The 23,721-nt window shown below is 31.0% G+C and carries 26 protein-coding genes; 14 read left to right on the top strand and 12 right to left on the bottom strand.

What is annotated here, in order from left to right:
* Positions 1 to 20 precede the first annotated feature (20 nt).
* The 3 genes from AMO19_RS01730 to def are packed head-to-tail and all read right to left on the bottom strand — an operon-like array spanning position 21 to position 1,297.
* Complete coding sequence (locus AMO19_RS01730; protein ID WP_075507090.1) at positions 21 to 299, bottom strand: hypothetical protein; 279 nt, start codon at positions 297 to 299, stop codon at positions 21 to 23.
* A gap of 46 nt (positions 300 to 345) precedes the next feature.
* Positions 346 to 687 carry a histidine triad nucleotide-binding protein gene (locus AMO19_RS01735; RefSeq protein ID WP_025905813.1) on the bottom strand — a complete coding sequence of 114 codons (342 nt, stop codon included), beginning with the start codon at positions 685 to 687 and terminating at the stop codon, positions 346 to 348.
* A gap of 4 nt (positions 688 to 691) precedes the next feature.
* Positions 692 to 1,297 (bottom strand): peptide deformylase, encoded by a 606-nt coding sequence (gene def / locus AMO19_RS01740; protein ID WP_011862107.1) that lies wholly within the window; start codon positions 1,295 to 1,297, stop codon positions 692 to 694.
* Positions 1,298 to 1,377: 80 nt separating this feature from the next.
* Here def and AMO19_RS01745 point away from each other — a divergent pair, with 80 nt between their 5' ends.
* Positions 1,378 to 3,303 (top strand): alpha/beta hydrolase family protein, encoded by a 1,926-nt coding sequence (locus tag AMO19_RS01745; RefSeq protein WP_075507091.1) that lies wholly within the window; start codon positions 1,378 to 1,380, stop codon positions 3,301 to 3,303.
* Here the strand turns inward: AMO19_RS01745 and AMO19_RS01750 are convergent.
* Genes AMO19_RS01750 through sufB form a run of 4 tightly spaced genes read right to left on the bottom strand, consistent with a single transcriptional unit; the run spans position 3,300 to position 8,015 of the window.
* Entirely contained in the window at positions 3,300 to 4,553 is a 1,254-nt protein-coding gene (locus AMO19_RS01750) for an aminotransferase class V-fold PLP-dependent enzyme (RefSeq protein WP_075507092.1), read from the bottom strand. The genes AMO19_RS01745 and AMO19_RS01750 overlap by 4 nt on opposite strands.
* The gene (locus AMO19_RS01755) at positions 4,553 to 5,770 is read right to left on the bottom strand and encodes a SufD family Fe-S cluster assembly protein (RefSeq protein WP_075507093.1); all 1,218 of its coding nucleotides are present in this window, start codon (positions 5,768 to 5,770) and stop codon (positions 4,553 to 4,555) included. The genes AMO19_RS01750 and AMO19_RS01755 overlap by 1 nt, the downstream gene beginning before the upstream one ends.
* Positions 5,771 to 6,559: a Fe-S cluster assembly ATPase SufC gene (gene sufC / locus AMO19_RS01760; protein ID WP_075507094.1), complete on the bottom strand. Its 789-nt coding sequence runs from the start codon at positions 6,557 to 6,559 to the stop codon at positions 5,771 to 5,773.
* A gap of 13 nt (positions 6,560 to 6,572) precedes the next feature.
* Positions 6,573 to 8,015: a Fe-S cluster assembly protein SufB gene (gene sufB / locus AMO19_RS01765; protein ID WP_075507095.1), complete on the bottom strand. Its 1,443-nt coding sequence runs from the start codon at positions 8,013 to 8,015 to the stop codon at positions 6,573 to 6,575.
* Positions 8,016 to 8,111: 96 nt separating this feature from the next.
* Between sufB and AMO19_RS01770 the strand changes: the two genes are divergently transcribed.
* The 5 genes from AMO19_RS01770 (at position 8,112) to AMO19_RS01785 (ending at position 13,014) form a co-directional block, all read left to right on the top strand.
* Positions 8,112 to 8,465 carry a hypothetical protein gene (locus AMO19_RS01770; protein ID WP_075507096.1) on the top strand — a complete coding sequence of 118 codons (354 nt, stop codon included), beginning with the start codon at positions 8,112 to 8,114 and terminating at the stop codon, positions 8,463 to 8,465.
* Positions 8,466 to 8,737: 272 nt separating this feature from the next.
* Complete coding sequence (locus tag AMO19_RS01775) at positions 8,738 to 9,838, top strand: DUF4912 domain-containing protein (protein WP_075507097.1); 1,101 nt, start codon at positions 8,738 to 8,740, stop codon at positions 9,836 to 9,838.
* 12 nt (positions 9,839 to 9,850) lie between these two features.
* Complete coding sequence (locus AMO19_RS08275; protein WP_146255919.1) at positions 9,851 to 10,021, top strand: hypothetical protein; 171 nt, start codon at positions 9,851 to 9,853, stop codon at positions 10,019 to 10,021.
* Between the two features lie 32 nt (positions 10,022 to 10,053).
* Positions 10,054 to 11,691 carry an alpha-D-glucose phosphate-specific phosphoglucomutase gene (locus AMO19_RS01780; protein ID WP_075507098.1) on the top strand — a complete coding sequence of 546 codons (1,638 nt, stop codon included), beginning with the start codon at positions 10,054 to 10,056 and terminating at the stop codon, positions 11,689 to 11,691.
* 33 nt (positions 11,692 to 11,724) lie between these two features.
* Positions 11,725 to 13,014 carry a replication-associated recombination protein A gene (locus AMO19_RS01785; RefSeq protein WP_075507099.1) on the top strand — a complete coding sequence of 430 codons (1,290 nt, stop codon included), beginning with the start codon at positions 11,725 to 11,727 and terminating at the stop codon, positions 13,012 to 13,014.
* On the opposite strand, the gene AMO19_RS01790 is transcribed toward AMO19_RS01785, so the two are convergent.
* Entirely contained in the window at positions 13,011 to 13,667 is a 657-nt protein-coding gene (locus tag AMO19_RS01790) for a 4'-phosphopantetheinyl transferase family protein (protein WP_075507100.1), read from the bottom strand. The genes AMO19_RS01785 and AMO19_RS01790 overlap by 4 nt on opposite strands.
* Between AMO19_RS01790 and bcp the strand changes: the two genes are divergently transcribed.
* Positions 13,667 to 14,134 carry a thioredoxin-dependent thiol peroxidase gene (bcp, locus tag AMO19_RS01795; RefSeq protein ID WP_075507123.1) on the top strand — a complete coding sequence of 156 codons (468 nt, stop codon included), beginning with the start codon at positions 13,667 to 13,669 and terminating at the stop codon, positions 14,132 to 14,134. The two genes, AMO19_RS01790 and bcp, sit on opposite strands and share 1 nt — an antisense overlap.
* On the opposite strand, the gene AMO19_RS01800 is transcribed toward bcp, so the two are convergent.
* The gene (locus AMO19_RS01800; protein WP_075507101.1) at positions 14,131 to 14,820 is read right to left on the bottom strand and encodes a type III pantothenate kinase; all 690 of its coding nucleotides are present in this window, start codon (positions 14,818 to 14,820) and stop codon (positions 14,131 to 14,133) included. The genes bcp and AMO19_RS01800 overlap by 4 nt on opposite strands.
* Before the next feature lie 15 nt (positions 14,821 to 14,835).
* On the bottom strand, positions 14,836 to 15,558 hold the full coding sequence (locus AMO19_RS01805) for a phosphoadenylyl-sulfate reductase (RefSeq protein ID WP_075507102.1): 723 nt from the start codon (positions 15,556 to 15,558) through the stop codon (positions 14,836 to 14,838).
* A 95-nt stretch (positions 15,559 to 15,653) separates the two neighbouring features.
* Between AMO19_RS01805 and AMO19_RS01810 the strand changes: the two genes are divergently transcribed.
* The 4 genes from AMO19_RS01810 to AMO19_RS01825 are packed head-to-tail and all read left to right on the top strand — an operon-like array spanning position 15,654 to position 20,836.
* Positions 15,654 to 16,847 (top strand): NAD(P)/FAD-dependent oxidoreductase, encoded by a 1,194-nt coding sequence (locus AMO19_RS01810; RefSeq protein WP_075507103.1) that lies wholly within the window; start codon positions 15,654 to 15,656, stop codon positions 16,845 to 16,847.
* Between the two features lie 49 nt (positions 16,848 to 16,896).
* Positions 16,897 to 18,705 carry an SLC13 family permease gene (locus AMO19_RS01815; protein ID WP_075507104.1) on the top strand — a complete coding sequence of 603 codons (1,809 nt, stop codon included), beginning with the start codon at positions 16,897 to 16,899 and terminating at the stop codon, positions 18,703 to 18,705.
* A gap of 4 nt (positions 18,706 to 18,709) precedes the next feature.
* Entirely contained in the window at positions 18,710 to 20,113 is a 1,404-nt protein-coding gene (locus tag AMO19_RS01820; protein ID WP_075507105.1) for a TrkH family potassium uptake protein, read from the top strand.
* Between the two features lie 18 nt (positions 20,114 to 20,131).
* Complete coding sequence (locus AMO19_RS01825) at positions 20,132 to 20,836, top strand: potassium channel family protein (RefSeq protein WP_025915394.1); 705 nt, start codon at positions 20,132 to 20,134, stop codon at positions 20,834 to 20,836.
* A gap of 5 nt (positions 20,837 to 20,841) precedes the next feature.
* Here AMO19_RS01825 and AMO19_RS01830 read toward each other — a convergent pair whose 3' ends face one another.
* The gene (locus tag AMO19_RS01830) at positions 20,842 to 21,144 is read right to left on the bottom strand and encodes a ribbon-helix-helix domain-containing protein (RefSeq protein ID WP_075507106.1); all 303 of its coding nucleotides are present in this window, start codon (positions 21,142 to 21,144) and stop codon (positions 20,842 to 20,844) included.
* A 118-nt stretch (positions 21,145 to 21,262) separates the two neighbouring features.
* Here AMO19_RS01830 and AMO19_RS01835 point away from each other — a divergent pair, with 118 nt between their 5' ends.
* Together AMO19_RS01835 and AMO19_RS01840 are read left to right on the top strand one after the other, a co-directional pair.
* Positions 21,263 to 21,601, top strand: coding sequence for a hypothetical protein (locus tag AMO19_RS01835; RefSeq protein WP_075507107.1), 339 nt, complete (start codon positions 21,263 to 21,265; stop codon positions 21,599 to 21,601).
* A 34-nt stretch (positions 21,602 to 21,635) separates the two neighbouring features.
* A complete protein-coding gene (locus tag AMO19_RS01840; RefSeq protein ID WP_075507108.1) occupies positions 21,636 to 21,866 on the top strand; it encodes a hypothetical protein in 231 nt (76 codons plus the stop codon).
* Here the strand turns inward: AMO19_RS01840 and AMO19_RS08400 are convergent.
* Complete coding sequence (locus tag AMO19_RS08400; RefSeq protein ID WP_179850473.1) at positions 21,844 to 22,020, bottom strand: hypothetical protein; 177 nt, start codon at positions 22,018 to 22,020, stop codon at positions 21,844 to 21,846. The two genes, AMO19_RS01840 and AMO19_RS08400, sit on opposite strands and share 23 nt — an antisense overlap.
* Positions 22,021 to 22,092: 72 nt before the next feature.
* Here AMO19_RS08400 and AMO19_RS01845 point away from each other — a divergent pair, with 72 nt between their 5' ends.
* On the top strand, positions 22,093 to 23,721 hold the full coding sequence (locus tag AMO19_RS01845; protein ID WP_075507109.1) for an ABC-F family ATP-binding cassette domain-containing protein: 1,629 nt from the start codon (positions 22,093 to 22,095) through the stop codon (positions 23,719 to 23,721).

Genomic DNA, 23,721 nt, shown 5'->3' on the forward strand with positions numbered 1-23,721 from the left:
AAATTATAACTTTTAGCAGTCTATTGACCAAAGCCAATAAATGAAAGTGCCCAGTCAGGTAGATCCAAGTAATTCAAGATTGTTGCATCAAATTCATGAACTTTTGGAAAAGATTTATCTAATGCCCACCATAGTAGAAAAGGTAAATTAAATAAAATTTGTAATTGCCATTTATAAGTTAAAACATTCCAAATTTTTATTAACTTAGTTTTGAGTGAATCATCTAGCTCTTCCCAATTTTTTGAAATTAAATTAAATAAATTTTTAGATTCTGTATTTAAAGACTCTGGAGTATTCATTTTGTTTTTATTTATTTATAACTCATTAATATTTCTTTCGAGAGTTTTAACCTGGAGGCCAATTCATTTTTCTTCCAGATAAAAAATGAATATGTAAATGAAAAACTGTTTGTCCAGATTCTGCTCCAGTGTTAATTACTGTTCTCCAATTAGTTAAATTTTTTGATTTAGCTATTTTGCTACCAACAAAAAGTAAATGCCCTAATAAATTTGCATCTTGCTCAATACACTCTAATAAACTTATTATTGGCTTTTTAGGAATCACTAAAAAATGTACTGGAGCTTGTGCCTGGATATCATTAAAAGCAATACAAAACTTATCTTCATAAAGCTTATCGCAGGGTATTTCTTCATTAATGATTTTTTGAAATATTGTTGTTTCAGTCATTTAATTAATTAATTGAGATAACGTCTTTTTCGTTAAACCCTTCTTTTAAAAGTTCTTTGTTCAAATCATCTTTTGATGTAACTCTATCTACAAATAATATTCCATTTAAGTGATCCATTTCGTGTTGAATACACCTAGCTAGCAGTCCATCTGCTTTCATTTTTCGTGGTCGTCCCATTTCATCTCTAAATTTTAATTTTATAGTTGATGGTCTTACTACATTCAAATAGACGCCAGGTATACTCAAGCAGCCTTCTTCGTATGAATTGAGGGTTGTTCCAAAGTCTGTAATTTCTGGATTGATTAATATTAAAGGTTCTGCTGCTGAATCTTCGAAATTTACGTCTATGACAAGAAGCTCTTTGTTGATTCCAATTTGAGGTGCAGCAAGTCCAATTCCTTTAGCTGCATACATGCTTTGAAGCATTTCTCTAGCAAGTTTTCTAATTGATTCGTCGACTTTAGTTATTCTTTTGGAATTTTGTCTTAATACATCATCACCAAGTTTATAAATGTCTAAAGATGGCTTACCTGGTTGTTCTTTTGCAATTTTTTCTGCGTTTCCATTTGTTCTTGACTTTTTTGCAAGTTGTGAAAAATGGTTTGCCACGTTAAAAAAAAGGTTTTTACTTAAGAGTTTAGCTATAAAAATACTAGCACTTTAATTTGCATTCTTTATAGTTTTTTTAAATGAGTAATGATGAGCACTTAAAAGTTAGGCAAACTATATCTAAAAAAAAATCTTTTAAGGAATTAACTATTGTAAGGGATATCATTTTTTGGATTGATCTTTTTGGTGAAGGTCAAAATGAAAATGCTATTTTTGCAAGACCATTTAATGAAAAAGAGGCGTTTCCGCAGAAATTAACAAGTAAAAAATATAATATTAAAAATAACTTTCATGGATATGGTGGTAAATCTTATAAATGCATATATTTTAAAAATAACTTTTATTTGATATGGATAGATCAGATTACCAACGCAGTATGGTTTCAAATTTTTAAAGAGGTAGCATCAAATTTTAGAAGTCAAAAAAGATATCTCGATTCAGTTCAAAAACCGAGACAACTATCTAAATCAATTGATGGAAATTTCGATTCTTCATTCGTTATTTCTCAAAAAAATTTTTTGTATGGTATTTGTGAAATAAATAATAGAGATTACTTATTTTCTTTAAATTTAAAAAAAACCAAACAAGATATTTACCGAATAAAAAAATTTAACAATTTCGCTGGAGAATTATCTTCTAATACTTCTGTAAGCTTACTTTCTTGGGTCGAGTGGGATTCTCCATACATGCCCTGGGAGAAAAATGATCTTTATTTTGCTCAAATTGACTTAGATGGAGAGATAACAAAAATAAAAAAATTCTCAAATAAGCTGATTAATGCCAAAAAAAACGTTTCTTTTTTTCAACCTTATTGGATAAGTGAAACTCTTTTAGTATGTTCAGAAGATAGTTCTGGATGGTGGAACTTATTGTTTTTAGATGCTAGTAAAATTGAGAATATTTTTATTAAAAAAAGAGTAGAGAGAAATTTAGTTGAATATGGAGTACCTCAGTGGGTCTCAGGAATAACATTTTTTTCAGGGGATATAAATGACTTATTTTGCTTAGCAAAAAAAGAAAATAATTTAGTAGTTGAACAATATAAAGATCTTCAATTCGTTAAAGAATTTTCTACTCCTTTTACCTCAATAAGTGATTTTAGTGTTTTTGATAAGAAAGTAGTTTTGAAAGGTCATGGATCTGATTTTCTTGGAAATTTACTTGAAATTGATTGTAAAAAGGAAGGTTTATCAAATTTTTTTGAGGAAATAAATGCTGAATATATAAAAGATTGTTCAAAACCGGAATCTTTTTGGTTTAAGGGGTTTGAAGATAAATCTACTCATTCTTTTTTATATAGGCCGCTTGTTGAGAAATTTAGAAAACCACCGCTTTTTGTTAGAGCTCATAGTGGACCAACTTCATTTTTTGATGGATCATATAATTCTGAAGTTCAATATTGGACATCGAAGGGTTTTTTTGTTGCTGAAGTCAATTATGGAGGATCATCAGGATTTGGCAAAGCATATAGAGAGAGGTTGAATTATAAATGGGGTATTGTTGATTCTTATGATTGCAAAGCACTAGCTCTTGAATTGATTAAATCAAATCAAGTAGATAGTGAAAAAGTGATAATTTTTGGGAATAGTGCTGGTGGGTTAACTGCCTTGAATTGTTTATTGTATGGGTCTATTTTTACAGCAGCAATTTGTAAATATCCTGTTATTGATTTGAAGGATATGTATTACAACACTCATAGGTTTGAAAAAGATTATTTAAATTCTTTGGTAGGAAATTATGCAAAAAATCATGATGATTATATAAATAGATCACCTATAAATTATATTAACAAAATAAAAAAACCCATCTTATTGTTTCATGGGAAAAAAGATATGGTTATTTCTTATAAACAAACTTTAAAAATTAAAGAAATTTTGATTCAGAATAATAAATATTCAGAAGTTATTTTTTTTGATAATGAGGGTCATGGGTTTAGAAATATTGAAAATAAAGAAGTAGTAATGCAAAAATCTCAAGAGTTTTTAAAAAATGCTTTGAAGATTTAAGAATTGATTTTGAGAAAATCAATAGTATCTATTAATTTTTCTATAAACATATCAATTTCTTCCTTATTGGTTGTGAAATTCATACTGATTCTAGCTGTTGATTTAATTCCAATGTATCTGTGAAGAGGTTGACAGCAATGGTGACCACTTCTGATGCAAATTCCTTTTGAATCAAGAATTTCGGCAATATCGTTTGAATGTATATTTTTTACATAAAAGGTGGCAAGTGATGCTCTTTCTGGATCTATTTCGGGTGATGGACCTATGATTTCAACATTTTCTATTTCACTTAATTTTTCAAATAAATATTTAGTAATATTCTTTTCATATTCATGAATTTCATTCAACCCAATAGTATTTATATAGTTAATTGCTTCTGCAAGACCTATTGCTTCTGCAATGGCTGGAGTTCCAGCTTCAAATTTATGTGGCAACTCTGCCCAAGTACTTGTCTCTTCAAAAACATCTTGAATCATTTCGCCACCTCCAAAGAGAGGAGGAATTTTTTCTAGGATTTCTTTTCTTGACCAGAGGAAACCAATACCTGTAGGACCGCAAAGTTTATGTCCTGATCCCGCTAAAAAATCTATATTAAGATCAATTACATCTAGTTTTTGATGGGCTAAACTTTGACATGCATCTATTAATACCAAAGAACCTTTTTGTTTAGCTAATTTAGTGATCTCTTTGATGGGATTACAGCAACCTAGAGTATTACTAACATGTACTAGGCTAACGAGCTTAGTTCTAGATGTTAGTTTTGATTTAAAATCGTCTATATCTAATTTCCCATTTTTATCTATACCTATGAATTTTAATTTGCAATTATTTTTTGCTGCAACCATTTGCCAAGGAACAATATTGCTATGATGCTCCATTATTGATAAGAGAATTTCATCGTTTTCTTTTAATGAAGATTCTCCCCATGATCTAGCAGCTAGATTGATTGCCTCAGTAGCATTTCTTGTGAAAATAATTTCTTTTGTTGAATTCGCTTTTATAAATTTGCTAATTAAATATCTTGCATTTTCAAATTCTTCTGTCGCTTTAGCACTTAATTGATGTGCGCCTCTATGTACATTGGCATTAAAGTTTCTATAGTATTCATTAATTTTTTCTAAGACTTGTATTGGCTTTTGAGTGGTTGCAGCATGGTCTAAATAAATAATTTGCTCACTACTTTTTAAGTTCTTATTTAAAAGAGGAAAGTCTTTCTTTGCTATTTCAGGGAAATTTTGAATTGTTTCCATTAATTTTCATTTAAAAGTTTATCAAGCAAATCCCATCTATCTTTCGCAACGGGAATAAATGAAATTATTTCTTGAAAGTAAGAACTTAATTGTAGTTTACTTGCTTCTGTTAATGTGATTCCTCTTGTTCGCATATAAAAAAGTTCTTCTTCATTTAGTTGTGAAATTGTAGCTCCATGTTTGCATTTGACATCATCAGCAATTATTTCTAATTGAGGTTTGGTGTCTATTTGTGCGAGATTTGATAAAAGTAAATTTCTGCTTAATTGAGAAGCATCAGTTTTCTGGGCAATTTTCGGAACTATTATTGAACCTTCAAATATTGCATGTGATTTATCGTCAGCGAGTGATTTATTTATTTGATCTAGAAATCCATTTGGCCCATCAAAGTCGATTTTTGTATAAGTAGAAATTTGTTCATTTTTTTTTGTTATTTGCATACCTTTGATATTGGTTTTAGCGTTTCCTTCAGATTGTTTAATACGAATTTCAAATCTTGCATAATTAAATTTAAAATGTAGAGATCCTAAATTGTATTCGCTATTTTTTTGTTGAATTACATTGAGAGAATTTAATAGATTTGATTTGTTTACACCATAAGAAACAACACCATGGTTTAGGGAGCTATTTTCTTCTAAACAAAAAAAAGTTGATTGAGATAATGAAGAGTTGTCTTCACTAAGATTTACTTGTAATAATTCAACATTACAATTCTTTTCTAAAAATACTATAAGGGTTTTTGCGTTTAGTGAATTACTCGATCCATGACTAAAGATTTCGATAGGGGGAATTTTTGATCCATTTATTTTTAATCCCAAAATATTATTTTTACAACTTAAAGATAGATTTAGTAGGTCACTCCAATTTTCGTTTTGATTAAAAAAAGATATCTGTTCTTTGATATATTTTTGTAATTCATCCTTACTTAATTGCTGTATTGAATAATATTTTTTTATTAACTTAATTTGGCAATTCTCACCAATTATTAATCTAATAGTACTTTGAGAATTTTTCGGATATGGTATATCAAATTTTGAATTGTTTTCATTAACTGAGTAATCTAAAAAGTTTGCTAATTTTGATTTATTTGAAAGTCTCCATTGTTCACTTCTAAGATTGGGGAGGGGACTTGATTGTAATTTATCTAAACAGATTTTTTGTATTTCTGTTTGATTATCAATCGATTTATTGGTTTTTATTTTTTCAATAATTTCCATTTATTTAGGTCTCTTTATAAAGTTATCAGTCCATTCGTACCCTTTCTTCTCAAGCTCTAGAGCAAGATCGCTCTCACCAGTTTTTATGATTTGACCGTCTGACATAACATGGACATAATTTGGTTTAATTTCATCTAATAATCTTTGATAGTGCGTAATAAGTATAATTCCAGTTTGTGCATTAGATATTCTTTTAATTCCTGATGCCACTATTCTTAGAGCATCGATATCTAGCCCAGAATCGGTCTCATCTAATATTGCTATCTTGGGCTCAAGTAAAGCCATTTGCAGAATTTCATTTCTTTTTTTTTCACCTCCGGAAAAGCCTTGATTTACACTCCTTGAAAGGAATGCCTGATCCATTTTCACAATTTCTAACTTTTCTTTAACTAATTCTTCAAAATCAAAAGTATCCAATTCTTCTTTGTTGAGGAATTTCCTTCTAGCATTAGTTGAAACTCTAAGAAATTCAAGATTACTAACACCTGGAATCTCAATTGGATATTGAAAACCAAGAAAAATTCCTGACTGAGATCTCTCTTCAGGTTCTAAAGAGTTGATGTTTTCACCTAAAAATTTTATGTCCCCATTCGTAATTTTATACGAGGGATGTCCTGCAATGATTTTCGAAAGAGTACTTTTGCCACATCCATTTCTTCCCATAATGGCATGGATTTCTCCAGGATAGACAGTAAGTGAAACCCCTTTTAAAATTGGAAGATTATCAGTAGATGCAAAGAGATTTTTAACTTCTAAAATTGGATGTGATTCTTTCATTTTACTTTGCATTTCAGTTTAGAAATTAACCTACTGATCCCTCTAGTTTAAGTGCCAGTAACTTATCTGCTTCAGCAGCAAATTCCATAGGTAATTGATTAAATACATCTCTGCAAAAACCGCTGACCATCATAGATACTGCCTCCTCAAATTCTATACCTCTGCTTTGGAGATAAAAAAGTTGTTCTTCTGAAATTCTACATGTACTTGCTTCATGTTCAATTTCAGAATTGGGTTGTTGAGATTTGATGTAAGGGAATGTATTTGCAGAAGCTTGATCTCCTATTAACATTGAATCACATTGACTGTAATTTCTTGATCCTGTAGCTTTTGTTCCCATTTTGACAAGACCTCTATAGCTATTTTTTGAGTTACCTGCACTAATACCTTTGCTAACAATAGTTGATTTGGTCTTAGGACCAATATGAATCATTTTTGTACCGGTATCTGCTTGCTGAAGATTATTGGTGAGAGCCACTGAATAAAATTCTCCTACAGATTCTTCCCCTAAAAGAAGACAGCTAGGATATTTCCATGTAATTGCAGACCCTGTTTCAACTTGAGACCAGCTAATTTTACTTCTCTTACCTAAACATTTTCCTCTCTTGGTGACAAAATTAAAAATTCCGCCAATACCTTCTTCATCACCAGCATACCAATTTTGCACTGTTGAATATTTTATTGAGGAGTCGTCTAATGCTATTAGCTCTACAACTGCTGCATGCAGGGTATTTGTATCAAACATTGGAGCGGTACAACCCTCTAGATAACTTACAGAACTCGATTCTTCAGCAATGATTAGTGTTCTTTCGAATTGTCCTGAATCTCCACTATTAATTCTGAAGTAGGAAGATAGATCCATAGGGCAGGTAACACCTTTTGGGATATAAACAAAAGAACCATCACTAAAAACTGCAGAATTTAGTGCTGCAAAATAATTATCACTAGCTGGTACTACTGTACCTAAATATTTTTCAATCAAATCCGCATGATTTTTTACTGCTTCACTAATTGAGCAAAATATAACTCCATGCTCAGCAAGTTCTTCTCTAAAAGTTGTGGCTATGGAAACACTATCAAAGACAGCATCAACTGCTACATTTGTTAGCTTTTTTTGCTCCGTGAGGGGTATTCCTAATTTGTCAAAAGTCTCAAGAAGTTTGGGATCAACTTCATCTAAGCTAGCAATTTTCTCTTTTTGCTTAGGAGCAGAGTAATAAATAATATCTTGATAATCAATTTTTTTATATCCTAATGCTGCCCAATCAGGCTCTTTCATTTTTTGCCATTTTTTAAAGGCTTTTAATCTAAAATCGAGAAGAAATTTTGGCTCTTCTTTTTTCTGTGAAATTAACCTTATGATATCTTCATTCAATCCCTTTTCTATTTTTTCAGTTTCAATATCAGTGACGAAACCATATTTGTAAGGCTCTTTTACTACATCTTTTACTAAATTTTTGTTGACCATGTTATCCAAAAATAACTTATTACAATTAGCTTTATATACTCTAACGAAAGATACCCCCAATATTGAGTTTTTTTCCTTTATTAAAACTAAAAATTAATGTCTAATCATCTTGATCCCTTCTCTAACCCATTAAACATAGAAACTATTCAAGAAATAGATAATCTTGATCTACCTATAATGCAGAAACATCATTTAAGAATTCTCGCTCATTGCCTTCAGATTTTAAAAATTATCAATTTAGATAAAAGTTTGGAATATCAAAATAAAAATCCCCTGAGAGAATGGTGTGATAACCAATCCAAAAAATTTGATGATGAAAGATTTAGTGATCTTTTTTATGAGCAGTTAGAAACCACTTCGAAAAAGTTAAGTACTTTTTCAAAAAAAATAGGTAAAAGTATTGAGGATTTAGAGATAGATGATTTACTACTTTTAGTCGAACAACGATGAGTCCTCTATTATTAACTGATCCCGAAGAAAAAATATATTTTTGTTGAGTCGTTAACAAATTCAGGTAATAAAATTTAAAAAAAAAGAAAATTTATTTACATTTTAAAAAGATCTGAAAATTAATTAATTTCTTTGATACCAACTGTTTTGAAGAGAAATATCAATTTTGAGAATTTTTTAGTAGTCAGAGGATCCTGACGACAGGCCAAAAAGACACACAATTCCTAAAAAAAAAGAACATACTGATCCCAAACAAAAACGGAGAATTTAAAGTGGCTGATGGGATCATGAATAAAGATCAATTACTCTCACTAACCCTCAGACAATTACGTCAAGAAGCAAGTAAATTATCGGTTCCGCTTTACAGTCGCAAAACCAAAGCTGTTTTAGTTGATTTAATACTTAAATATCAAGAAAAATCTACAAAAAATACATTCATTACACCTTCAGAGTCAAAATCAGATGAAACTTATGAGTCCAATGCTTTTATCAGTAGTGAAAAAGTTAAAACAAATGTAGTTTTCTTACCCCGAGACCCGGATTGGGCTTATGTTTTTTGGCAAATTTCTGATGCAGATAGAGAAAAAGCACAATCTTTGGGAGCTAATAAATTATGTTTACGATTATTTGATGCATCTGGTTCTGAAGGCAGCAATTTGAATCAAGGAACACTAAGGGAGATAGCAGTTGATAGTTACAGTACTGAGTGGTACTTGCCAATCCCGCTTGCAGATAGAGATTATAAAGTGGAATTAGGTTACAAATATGGTTTTAATTGGATGTCATTGGCATTTTCTTCTATAAGCCATGTTCCTGGGTCTCATCCTTCTGAGCAAATCCTTGATAAATTTGTACCTTTTAATTTAGATTCTACTTCTGAGTCAATCCCAGATATTTCTAATCCTGCTGTTTCAGAACAAAATGGTATGCATGAAAGGTTATACCAAGCAGCAACAAACGTTCCTCTCAGAAGAAAAGTTGGTTCTGAAGAATTTATGGAAAATGTAAATTCAACAAACCTCAATGATAATCTTACAGACTCAGGTGCTGGTAAATGGTCATCAGGTTTAAATGATTCTGGAAGCGGAATTGTTAAAAATAGATCTTTCTGGCTCGTTGCTGATGCTGAATTAATTGTTTATGGAGCCACAGAGCCTTCTGCAAAACTTACAATAGGTGGAGAAGATGTACCTCTTGCTGCAGATGGTACTTTTAGAATTCAAGTTCCATTTAGAGACGGGACTCAAAAATATGATATTAAAGCTGTTGATGTATCCGGTGAGCAAGAAAAAAGTATTTCAATGAAATTTGATAGAACTACACCACTTGACGATACTAATGAAAAAGATAATGCTGAGACTGAATGGTTTTAATAAATTAAATTAATGCTGAAAAAAATTGTAGCTTTTACTCCATTGTTTGGTGCATTAACGTTTCCACTAATAGTTCCAATTACAATTTCTAGGTTTGGTGTTAACTATGGAATTCTTAGTGCATTGTTAATTTCTTCATTATGGTTTATCGCTATGTTAAGAACTTCCGAAATGCCTCATTAATTTAGTTAGATTTTTGGAAGTTTTTTAAAAATATGAACCAAGTTAGTGTAATTAATATCAATTCTCCTTTTCTAGATCAAAAGCCAGGCACCTCTGGATTAAGAAAAAGTACTTTAAAGTTTCAGGAAGAACATTATCTAGAAGTTTTTATTGAAGCAATCTTACAATCATTAGAAGATTTAAAAGGTTCAAAATTAGTAGTTGGTGGTGATGGCAGATATGGCAATCTTGAAGCAATAGAAAAAATTGTCCAAATATGTATTGCGCATAAAGTTCAAAAGGTTATTATTCCAAAATTCGGTTTATTATCTACTCCTGCTACATCACATTTAATTAGAAAAGAAAACGCCATTGGAGGAATTATTCTTTCTGCAAGCCATAATCCTGGTGGGATTGATGGCGACTTTGGAGTGAAATTGAATATCTCCAATGGTGGCCCAGCTCCTGAGATAATTACAAATAAGATTTTTAAGGCTTCACAATTACTAACTAGTTATAAAATTTGTAAAGTTCAATTACCCGATTTTCGTGAATATGGAACTTATTCTTACGACGAAACTACCTTAGAAATTATTGATGGATTAGCAGATTATTCTAATTTGATGGAGAAAATTTTTGATTTTGATCAAATTAGTGATTTTTTAAAAAAAGATTTCTCGTTAATCTTTGACGCAATGAATGCGGTTACAGGCCCATATGCAAAAAATATTTTTGTTGAAAAAATGGGTCTTGCTCCTGATTGTGTCATGAACGGTAACCCGTTAAAAGATTTTGGTGGTTTACACCCTGATCCTAATCTTACTTACGCATCCCATTTGGCTGATTTGTTATTAAATAAAAAATCTTATAATTTTGGTGCTGCATGCGATGGAGATGGAGATAGGAATATGATTTTAGGAAGTGGATGTTTTGTAAATCCCAGTGATAGCCTTGCAGTCATCACTGCTAACACAAAATGTGTCCCTGGCTATAAAGATGGTATTACAGGTGTGGCACGATCTATGCCAACCAGCTCAGCTGTTGATAATGTTGCTCGAGCATTAAATATACCTTGTTTTGAGACACCTACTGGCTGGAAGTTTTTCGGAAATCTTTTAGATTCTAATTTAATTACTTTATGTGGAGAAGAAAGTTTTGGAACAGGTAGTAATCATGTGAGAGAGAAAGATGGACTATGGGCAGTTTTGTATTGGTTACAAGTTTTAGCTGAGAAAAAATGTTCGGTAAGTGACTTGATGCAGAATCATTGGAAACAATTTGGTAGGAATTATTATTCAAGACATGATTATGAGGCAATTCCTTTGAATATTGCTAATCAAATCTTTGGTAATCTAACTTCTATGCTCGACAATTTAAAAGGAAATAGTTTTGCTGGTCATTTAGTTAAAGTTGCAGATAGCTTTTCATATTTAGATCCCGTTGATAATTCCATAAGTGAAAATCAAGGTTTAAGATTGGTCCTTGATGATAATTCTCGAGTAATTGTGCGCCTTTCTGGAACTGGAACTAAGGGTGCAACGTTAAGACTTTACTTTGAGAAATTTTTCGATCCTCAACAGAATCTTTCGTTAAATCCTCAGATCGCTTTGAAACCTCTAATAGATGATTTAGATACTTTATTGAACATTTCAAAACTTACTCAATTGGAAACTCCTACAGTAATTACATAGAATTAAAAGTAATTATTTTTTGATTTTATTTATATGCATTCAGAAAATTTATTTACTAACTATTCTCAAATAGCAAACAATGCACCTTTGGCAGATAAATTAAGACCAAAGAATTTGGATGATTTTTTTGGTCAACAACCAATCCTGAATGAGAATTCGCTTTTAAGAAGTGCAATATTAAACGATAAGATCAGTAATTTTATTTTTTCTGGCCCTCCGGGTGTTGGAAAAACTACTTTAATTGAAATTATTTCTTTTAATACGCGGTCAAAATTAATTAAGTTAAATGCAGTATTATCAAGTGTTAAAGAATTAAGAAATGAAATAGCTAATGCAAAAGATAGATTCATAAATTCAAAAAGAAAAACAATTTTATTTATAGATGAGGTTCATAGATTTACATCAGTTCAGCAAGATGCTTTATTACCTTCAATAGAAAATGGAACTATAACTTTTATTGGTGCTACAACTGAAAACCCTTTCTTTGCTGTTAATAAAGCGCTTGTTAGCAGATCTCGTATTTTTACATTACTTCCTTTGGCAGAAAATGATTTGCAGAAAATAATACAAAAAGTCATTGCTCACTATTTAAAACAAAAAGATTCAAAAAAGGTTTATTTAACTCAAGATGCCATAACTCATTTAATTAAATTTTCTGGCGGAGATGCAAGGACATTAATCAATGCGCTAGAGATGGCCATAGAAACAACTGCTGAAAATGATGCTAAAGAAATAAACATTAATCTCTCAATAGCAGAGGATGCATTACAAAAGAAAAATATTGTTTACGATAAAAATGGTCAAAATCATCACGATGTAATAAGTGCCTTTATCAAGTCTATAAGAGGTTCTGATCCAGATGCAACTTTATTCTGGCTTGCGAATATGCTGGAAGCTGGCGAAGATCCTAATTTTATTTTTAGAAGACTACTTATATCTGCCAGTGAAGATATTGGAATAGCTGATCCTAACGCCATAGTAGTTGTACAATCCTGTTGTGATGCTTTTGATAGAGTTGGTTTTCCAGAAGGATTATATTTTTTAACGCAGGCTTCTTTATATTTAGCTATTTCTCCAAAAAGTAATAGTATGAAAAGTATTTTTAAAGCAATTGAAACAATCAAATCTACCTATGCTTTTGATGTTCCACTTCATTTAAAAAATAATTCTAATAGTTATGTCAATCCTCATAATTATCCAGGTAATTGGATCGTACAAGAATATCTTCCTAAATCTTTGAGAGGTTTAAAAATATGGAAACCAAATAATAATGGATGGGAAAAAACTCAATATGAAGAACTGCTTAGAAGAAAAGAAATTTAAAAATTTTTCGAACAACAAATAATCTCAGGATTAAAAGAAGTTTTTTCTTTGTAGGCTAAAGCGATAGTCCAATTATGGAAGTTAATCTGTGAAAAATTTAAATGTATGTTTTTCTTCTTATGAATTAACTCTTTTGGCTTTTCAAAAAATTGCCAATATTTAATGTCTTTAGCTATTTTTCCATGATCCCATTTTATAGCCGCTTCAACAGCACACCATTGATTTAATATCATATTTTTTGTTAAATAATCATTATGGTTAGATTTATTGGTATGAAAAAAATATTTTTTTGCAAATTTTATATAGTTAAAATCTCTATCTGTTCTTTCAATATCAATCCCTATTTTACCTTTATGCCAGACTATAATAATGGCATCTTTACAATGACTTAAACTGATATGTCCCATGCCAGAGGGTAAACTTGGAGGCTTTCCAGGTTGAGCATTAATTGGAATTTCTAGAGGGTCTAAATCAAAAAGTGTTGAAAGTGATTGTCGCAAATAAGCTCTTGTTTCTAAGAAAATCTTTGATCTTGATTTTGTTAAGTTTTCTGCAGTTTTAATTTCTTCTATAGTTGCGACATCTTGCACACCTTTAATCTCATAAAACCAAATTTTTGGTATTTTATATTCATACTCATTTAATAATTTCAATGGCTCTTAAGGTTGGCGACAAAGCACCAGAATTTAAATTAAAAGATTCTTTTGAGAAAGAAGTTTCTCTTAGTGATTTTAAAGGTAAAAGAATAATACTATATTTTTATCCAAAAGATAATACGCCAGGATGTACTAAAGAAGCATGTAATTTTAAAGAGAATTGGGATTTACTCCAAAAAAATAATATTGTTGTGCTTGGTATTAGTAAAGATAATGCATCCTCTCATCAGAAGTTTATAGAAAAATTTAATTTACCTTTTATTCTTTTAACTGATCCTGAACCTTTCAAAGTTTCTTCTGATTACGACAGCTATGGACTGAAAAAATTCATGGGAAAAGAATATATGGGAATGATGAGAAATACTTTTTTAATTGATCCTGAAGGTAACATCGAAAAAATTTATTTAAAGGTAAAAGCAGCAATAATGGCTGATCATATAATTGCAGACCTTGGGTTAAGCTAATTTTTTATGGACAGGTGGTGAATAATCATCCCCTCCATAACTAAATTAGGAGCATTGATAATATTTTCTTTTTTAGTTTGTAGACATTTTGTGAGTAATTGAGAGTCTCCTCCACAGATTATTAAAATATCCTTTTCGGGATTAAATAAACTATTAATCACGCCAGTAAGAGAGTTGATTACTCCTTTTAAAATTGCTTCATCTGTATTAATTAAAAAATCTTTGATTGGAATATCATATTTTTTGGGAAATTTAAGATTTTTTGTATTTTGTTCCATTGATTTTAATTGTGTTAGAAAACCTGGAAGAAGTTGACCTCCAATAATAGATCCATGTGAATTCAATTTTGTTATTGATAATATTGTGCCAAAATCTGCAATTAGCAAATCTTTTTCTAAAGGGTTTTCAATAATTTTTAAAGCGGCAATACAAGCAAGAGCTCTATCAACTCCAAAATAATCAGGAAGATTTGATAATTGGATATCTTTAGTTTTTATTTCATTTTCTTTTTTCAGCAAAAAATTTGGTAGTTTTCCTACAGAAGCCCAAATTAATTGATCAAGATCTATATTTTCGGGAATTTTTTGCTCTTTTTTCGTATGAAAGAATTTAGATTGATTTTTAGAATATTCTGCCCAATGAAGCCTACTATTGCCTACCAATAAAAAATTTATATCTGAGATCATTGTTCTATGATCAATTTAATTATTAGTGTGTATTCCACATTCTTGTTTAATCCCTCCAAATCTTGTATCTCTGCCCTTTTTTTCAATACCATCGGGACTGCTTGAATGCCAATCTCCTATAGAAGAATAACCTTTGCTAAAAAGTGGATGGGCAGGTAAATTATTCTCTTCCATATAATAAAAAATATCTTTATTTGTCCAATTTAATAAAGGCCTTAAAGAGAGTCTTTGACGAATTACGTCTATAAATTTCATTTTGTCTCTATTTTTTGTTTGACTTGATCTAACACCGCTTGCCCAGCAGAAAATGTCATATTTTTTTAGACCATTTTCTAAAGGTTTTATCTTTCTCAATTCATGATACTTATCTAGATCACTCTCTTTTTTTGTTTCCCAAAGTTTTCCGTATTTGGCCTCCATTCTTGCTGGAGATAATTCACTTTGCAGAATTTCAACTTCTAAGGATAAATTATCAATAAGCTTTTCAGCGTAATGGTATGTTTCTGGAGGAAGGTAACCTGTATCTATCCAAAATATTTTAATTTTTTTTTGTAGAGATAATTTACTGACCATATCTAAAAGGACTGATGACTGTATACCAAAACTTGTTGTAATAGCAAATTGATTATCAAACTTTTCATAACCCCATGTAAGCATTTCTTGAGGCTTCATCTCTACTAGCTCTTTATTATATTTACTTAAGTTGGTTTGAATATCTTCTTGGATTTTTTCAATCATTATTCAGTTTGGTTATGAGTTTAATTTTATTTCGCTCAATTTAAAAATTATTCGTATAGTTTAATAATACATTCACGCATAACAATATTTCTCTAATGAAATCAATACAAAAACCAATAGTAATAGTTGGAGCAGGTTTTGCAGGTATGACATTTGCTTTGAATTTAAAGAATCTTAATCCTTCTTTACCGATTCTTGTTGTTGATTCCGAAACTAACTTTATATTTAAACCCTTAATGTATGAAGTTTTAAGTAAAGAAATAAGAAGTTGGGAAGCTAGCCCAAAATTTGCAAATATTTTTTCTGATGCGGGTATAACTTTTTTAAAAAATTGTTTAACCAAGATTTCCTTCAATGAAAATATTCTTGAATTTATTGACGATTTAAAATTAAGTTACCAGTATCTTGTTATCTGTACAGGATCTATTCCAAATAGTTTTTTTATAAAAGGTGTAGATGAAAATTGTTATTTTTTTAATGATGTTCACGATCTAACTAAATTAAATTCTTTTTTAAAAAAATCACAAGATAATGCTTTGCATAAAAAGTTATTCATAGTTGGAGGTGGTCCCTCTGGCATCGAGTTGGCATGCAAAATTAAAGATATATTTACAGACCAATTTGAAATTAATCTAATAGAAAAATCAAATGAAATCCTGAAAAAAAATAAAATTTTTAATAGAGAACAAGCAGAGAAGGCATTAGAAAAAAGAAAAATCAACGTTCTTTTGAATTCCACGGTTAAAGAAGTCTCAGAAACTAAGATTAGTATTTCGAGTGAGGTTGGAATAACTTACTTGGATAAAGATATTGTTATTTGGACTGCAGGTGTTAAACCTAATTTGTCTTACTTAGAAACTGATCAAATAGTAAAAAAATTTGGTCGAATTTTAGTTAATAATAATTTGCAAATAGAAAAATATAAAAACTGTTTTGCTATTGGCGATATTTCAGTTATTGAGGGAATGGAGGATTTACCTATTACTGCTCAGGTCGCTATGCAAGAAGGAAATCATCTGGCTAATAATTTAGATCTTTTAATTCAAGGAAAGGATCCTTTACCCTTTGAATTTAAAGACAATGGTGAAATGATTAGCTTAGGAATAGGAGAAGCTGCAATTTCTGGGCTTGGGGTTACTTTATCTGGGAAATTGGCTTTTGAGGCAAGAAGACTTATATATGCTTCCAAGTTGCCTGATATTACTGAAAGTTTTAAATCTGCATCTTCATGGATATTTCAAAAAAAATCTATTTTTAAAAAGTTTCTTAAAAAAGATAATTTCAATTAAACTTTTTTGAAATATTGTTTTTGGGTATATTGAGTTAAATAAGCAACGTATGAATTTAATTGCAGTAGTCAGTAATAATTTTGATGCGTTTATAACGGTAGTTGTTTTAATAATGTCAATTATTTTGTTTATTAAAAATACTATTGCGCCAGAATTGACTGGTTTGTTATGTGTTGGAATATTTATAGCTACAGGGGTTCTTTCTCCTGAAAAAGCTTTAGCTGGATTTGGTAGCCCATCTTTAATTACTCTTATGGGTTTGTTTGCAGTTTCTTCTGCATTATTTAAGAGTGGTGCTTTAGATAGGGTAAGAGAATTGATTTCTTCTGAAAGTATTAGAACTCCAAGAAAATTAATTTCTTTAATAGCTTTTTTGATTGCTCCAATATCTGGAATTGTACCTAATACTCCAGTAGTAGCATCGTTGTTACCTTTAATTGAAAGTTGGTGCGAGCGAAGAAATATATCACCATCAAAAGTTTTATTACCTCTTTCTTTTGCTACTTTACTCGGTGGAACTCTGACATTATTAGGTAGCTCAGTAAATCTTCTCGTGAGTGATATTAGTCAACAATTAGGTTATGGAGCTTTGGAATTATTTAGTTTGACTTCAATAGGCATTCCTGTGTGGCTTATAGGTACAACCTATATGATTCTAGTTTCCGACATGCTGTTGCCAGATAGAGGGAGAGATAAGGAGTTTATTAAAAATGGTGATATGAATATATATTTTACTGAAGTTACTATTCCCTCTACTTCAGAATTAGTTGGACAATCTGTCAGAAATAGTAGGCTGCAAAGACGATTTGATGTTGATGTTCTGGAATTGCAACGAAATGGAAAAGTGATTCTTCCTCCTTTGGCGGATAGAAAGATTGAACCGGATGATAGATTAATAATCCGCGTTACAAGGGCAGACTTATTTAGACTGCAGCAGGAACATACAATTCTGTTAGGAGAAAACAAAACATCTTTCGATGGAGCTAATGTTTTCTCAGATGATGAAGGTACTAAGACCTTTGAAGCCCTCTTGCCTGCTGGTTCAACTCTAGCCGGTGCAAGTTTGAGAGAATTAAGATTTAGGCAGCGTCATAATGCAACAGTTTTGGCATTAAGAAGAGGTCAACAAACTGTTCAGGAGAGATTAGGTCAAGCTGTTCTCAGGGCTGGAGATGTTTTATTATTGCAAGCACCTTTAGATTCAATTAGAGGTTTGCAAGCTAGTAATGATTTGCTTATTTTAGATCAATTCGAAGATGACTTACCTTTTTTGATAAAAAAACCTATATCGATTGCAATTGCAATAGGAATGGTTGTTTTGCCTTCGGTTTCTAATATTCCATTAGTTGGTTCAGTCCTGTTAGCAGTTATTGCCATGGTGGCCTGTGGATGTTTAAGACCTGCAGAGATACAAAAATCAATTAGGTTAGACGTCATTTTATTATTGGGATCTTTGTCATGCTTTAGTGTGGCTATGCAGGTAACAGGATTAGCGGATTTAATTGCAGTCAATCTAAACTTTGTCCTTAATGGAATGCCTCTTTATTTTGCGCTAGTCGTAATTTTTATATCGACAGTTATTCTTACACAATTTATAAGTAATGCTGCTTCGGTTGCTTTGATTTTGCCTGTTGCTATTGAATTCTCAAATGTTTTAGGCATTTCACCAAGTGCTTTAATAATGCTTGTTTTGTTCGGCGCAAGTCAATCTTTTTTGACTCCAATGGGTTATCAAACAAATTTAATGGTTTATGGTCCTGGAAGATATAGATTTTTTGATATTGCAAAATATGGAGCTGGATTAACATTTATAATGTCATTTACAGTGCCAGCTTTGATAATTCTAAATTACGGGTAATATCGTGAAAATTATAAGTAAGGTGTATAAGATCAAAGATGCTTACAAAAAGCTATCAGTACCACAATTTACTATTGTTACAGGCTTGTTTATTATTAGCCTTGGAACTTTAATTTTGAGTTCACCATTATGTTCATCTTCAAAGGTTGGTTTGTGGGAAGCATTTTTTACATCTACTTCTGCAATAACTGTTACTGGCTTAACTATTATAGATATTGGTGTTGATTTAAATTTCTTTGGCCAAGTTCTTTTAGCTTTTATGCTGTTATCAGGTGGTCTGGGATTAATGGCTATTACAACATTTTTACAAGGGTTTGTTGTAAAGGGGACAAAGCTAAGAACTAGATTAGACAAAGGAAAGACTCTAGATGAATTTGGAGTTGGAGGAATTGGTCGAACTTTTCAAAGCATTGCTATTACTGCGGTTAGTATCATATCCTTGGGTGCAATTGTTTTATATTCTTTTGGATTTGTAGATATTCAAAATAATTGGGAAAGACTATGGTCGTCAATTTTTCACAGCATATCGGCATACAACAATGCAGGATTTTCTTTAAGGTCAAATAGTCTCCAAGACTATAGAGCAAATTATTTGGTTAATATTGTTTTTATTTTTCTCATTGTTATGGGTGGATTGGGATGGCGGGTTATTGATGATATTTGGAGTAATAAAAAAAATTTTTCTTATAAAAAATTAAGCCTTCATTCTAGACTAGTGATTAGGACAAGTTTGTCTCTAATTTTATTCGGATCATTAGGATTATTTATAACTGAATCATTGCTAAATAGTCAATTTTTCAATAATTTGAATTTTTTTGAACGTTTAATGTCCTCAGTCTTTGAAACAGTAAGTGCAAGAACTGCAGGCTTTACAAATTATCCAATCTCCTTGAATTCCATATCAGATACTGGTCTATTGTTATTAATGACTTTGATGTTTATTGGAGCAAGCACGGGAGGTACTGGTGGAGGCATAAAAACTACTACATTTATCGCTTTAATGGCTGCAACTAGATCAACCTTAAGGGGTCAGAAAGATGTAATTATTAGCAATAGATTAATTTCAGATAAAGTTATTCTAAAGGCAGTTGGAATTACAGTTGGATCTTTGCTTTTTGTTCTTTTAATGGCAATGTTGCTAAGTACAACAAATACCTTTGTTAATAAAGAATCTTTCACATTCCTAGAAATTCTGTTTACTTGCATATCTGCATTTGCAACTGTTGGTTTTGATATCGGTTTAACTGCAAAATTAAATCATTTCGGCCAATTTATTCTTATCGTCGGAATGTTTGTGGGCAGACTTGGTATCCTTTTGCTTTTAAGTGCACTTTGGCAGGCTCTATATAAGAGTAGAATAGATAGACAAAAGAGAATTGGCTATCCTAGGGCTGATCTTTATGTTTAGGGTTGACTAAGTTTTATTATGGCTGATTGGTGGCAGTGGTCTCAAAAGAGAGAAAAAGAAGCCCTCACTTTTGCAGTTGTTGGCGTTGGAAGATTTGGAACTGCTGTTTGTAGAGAACTTATAAGTAATGGTGCAGACGTGTTGGCAGCAGATTATTCAGAAAAAGCTATTGATGATTTGAGACAATTGGAACCGTCTATAGAAGCCAGAGTTGTAGATTGTACTGATGAAGAGTCTATGAAGGAATCTGGAATACTTGAAATGAATACTGTTGTAGTAGGTATAAGTGAACCTATTGAAGCAAGTATAACTACGACACTTATAGCTAAAGATAGTGAAGGCAGCAAAGTGAAAAGAGTGATAGCAAGAGCCACGAGTGATTTGCACGAAAAAATGTTAAAAAGAGTAGGTGCAGACAAAGTTGTGTTTCCCTCAAGAATGCAAGGAGAGAGATTAGGTTTAGAACTAGTTAGACCAAATCTAATTGAACGATTGGAACTCGATAACCAAACTGGTATAGATGAAATAACTGTTCCAGAAGAATTTATTGGAAGATCTTTGAGAGATTTGAATTTGAGGAAAAATTATTTAGTTAATGTTCTTGCAGCAGGACCTGCTGAAGAGTTAACAGTTAATCCTCCGGCAAAATATATCTTAGAAAGAGGTAATATCTTAGTAGTTATGGGAAAAACCGCAGATTTACAGAAATTGCCTCAGAATTAATTTTTTTAATCAGATTTTTTATAGTATCTAATCCTTTGAGGAGCTCTTTTTAATCTTCTTACGCTTTGTTTTTCAAGTTCGTCTCTGAACTTATCGGTATTTGAATTATTTTCTGAGAAAAATGATTTACCCTCTCTCTCGAAGTATTTTTTTATACCCTCTTGAATTAACACTTTTGCCATATTGCTAACTGTCCTAGATTCATTATTTGCCAAAATAGTTAATTGCTCACATATTAATTCTGGAAGAACTACTTGAATTCTGGGGGATTTAGGCTTCCCATTTGTTGAGTTTTGCCGGGTAGCCATGAGTCAAAGTTGATAACTGTTACTTATAAGTATACACAGTTAGTCAAGGATACTATCTTTGTGTATATTATTAGTAAGGAAATTTATGTCCGAATCAATTAATTGTTTGTATTGCCCCATGAAAAATTCAAGAAAACTGGATTCTCCTAAAAGGTCGATAATTGATAAAAAGAAAAAAAGATTAGTTAATTCTGATTCTCACGATAATGAAAATAGTGATGTTTTGGTGTCTGCTGTAATTAGTCCATATTTGTTAACTCATCTTCACCATATTCTTCAGCAGTCTGAGTTCTATGCTCAAAAAGATGGTAGAAAATCTCACGCAGCTAACTTTGCGAAACTAAGAAAAGTTTTATGTTTAGACGCAAGAAGTATGGTAGATGCCTCTGCAAAAGAAATAAAAGATTCGGAAAATGATTTATCTATTAATAAATATAATGAACAAAATGTAGCTTGAAGTAATAATCTATTAATAAATAGATTTTAAAAACATGTCCAGTAATGCTGAAAAGCTCTATAAGTTAATTGCCAACGATTCCAAAAAGAAAAACAGTTTGTTTATGACAGCCTTAACAAATCCCAAAAAAGCCTTAGATAAAATATGCGACATTGGCAACGAGTTAAATATTTCTGTGACTAAAGAAGAGGTTATTGAATATTTGAGTACTATTGATGATGAGGCAACTAAAATGTGGTTAATTAAGGCTCGAGGCGGTCTTTAGGAAAAGGCTTCGAATAATTATTGTTTGGATTATTAATAGGTTTTATTCTTTTGTTATAGCCACCTCCACCAGCTAAAGTCCAAAAAAACCAGTAACTTGGAATTGCAAGAGCTGCAGCTATGAAAATCACTACAATTTGTTCTATTCTTTTCATTGTTTAATTTTATTCCACAAAATATTTTTTAGTAAATAAGCCACAGATTTTGTAAATTCTATTTTTAAAACAGTGATTAGATTTGAAAGTGTAAGCAAGATTTATTCTACAGATGTTGTTTTAAAAAATATTAATTGGGAGATTAAGAAAGGAGAAAAAGTTGGCTTAGTTGGTTCTAATGGTGCAGGTAAATCAACTCAATTTAAGATTTTAATTGGAGAGGAAGAGCAAACAAGTGGCACAATTATCAAAGAGGGAAATCCTAAAATTGCCCATTTAAAACAGGAGTTTGATTGTAATTTGAATTTTTCAGTGAGACAGGAATTAGAAAGTTCTTTTAAAGATATACAAATTGTTGCCAATAAACTTTTAGAAATTGAAAATAAAATGAAATTATTGGATATTAAAAAATATTCTGATGAATTTGAAATATTAGTAAATCAACTTGCAAAATATCAAGCAAAATTTGAAGCTTTAGGTGGCTATAAAATGCAATCTGATGTAGAAAAAATATTACCAACACTAGGCTTTGCTGTAGGAGATGCTGATAAATTGGTAGGCAATTTTTCAGGTGGTTGGCAGATGAAAGTTGCACTTGGAAAAATAATCTTGCAAAAACCTGATTTACTTCTACTGGATGAACCGACCAATCATTTAGATTTAGATACTATTTTCTGGCTGGAAGAGTATCTATCTTCGCTTAAAATTGCAGTTATCATAATCAGTCATGACAGATATTTTTTAGACAAATTATGTAAAAAAATAATTTTTGTAGATAGAGGAATATCCGAAACATATAATGGTAACTATTCTTTTTTTGTGGAACAGAAATCTTTAAATGAAGAATCACAAAATAAGGCATTTCAATTGCAACAAAAAGAAATTGAGTTACAGAAGAGGTATATAGATAGATTTAGAGCTAGTGCAACTAGAAGTTCGCAAGCAAAGAGTAGAGAAAAACAATTAAAAAAGATTTCTAAAATTGAAGCTCCCATAGCAAAATCAAAAAGTCCTGTTTTTAATTTTCCAGAGTGCCCTCGCTCAGGAAAATTAGTTTTAAATATCAAAAATTTGTCTCATAGTTTTGAGGATAAAATTCTTTTTCTAGATATTAATTTAAAGATTTCTTCGGGGGAGAAAATTGCAATACTGGGACCTAATGGCTGCGGTAAATCTACATTGCTTAAAATGATTATGAAAATAATATCTCCTGAAATTGGGGAAATTAATCTTGGTAAACATAATATAATTACTAGCTATTATGAGCAAAATCAGGCTGAGGCACTTTCACTTGACGAGAGAGTTATTGATTTAATATGTAATAAGTCTCCAGAATGGTCCCAAAAAAAAGTAAGAACATTTTTAGGAGGTTTTGGCTTTCAAAATGAAACTGTTTTTAAATATATTAAACAACTCAGTGGGGGAGAAAAGGCAAGATTAGCATTGGCGCTCATGATTATTAATCCTAGTAATTTTCTACTTTTGGACGAGCCAACTAATCATTTAGATCTTCAATCTAAGGAAAACTTAGAATTAGCAATAAAAAATTATAAAGGGTCATTATTAATCATTTCTCATGATCGGTATTTTATTTCAAAGGTTGCAAATAGAATTGTCGAAATTAAAGATTCAAAGTTATTTTCATATGATGGTAATTACGAATATTTTTTAGAAAAAACTCAAAACCATAAAAAAATTTGA

It is taken from the genome of Prochlorococcus marinus, from assembly GCF_001180245.1.
Classification (GTDB): Bacteria; Cyanobacteriota; Cyanobacteriia; order PCC-6307; family Cyanobiaceae; genus Prochlorococcus_A; species Prochlorococcus_A marinus_F.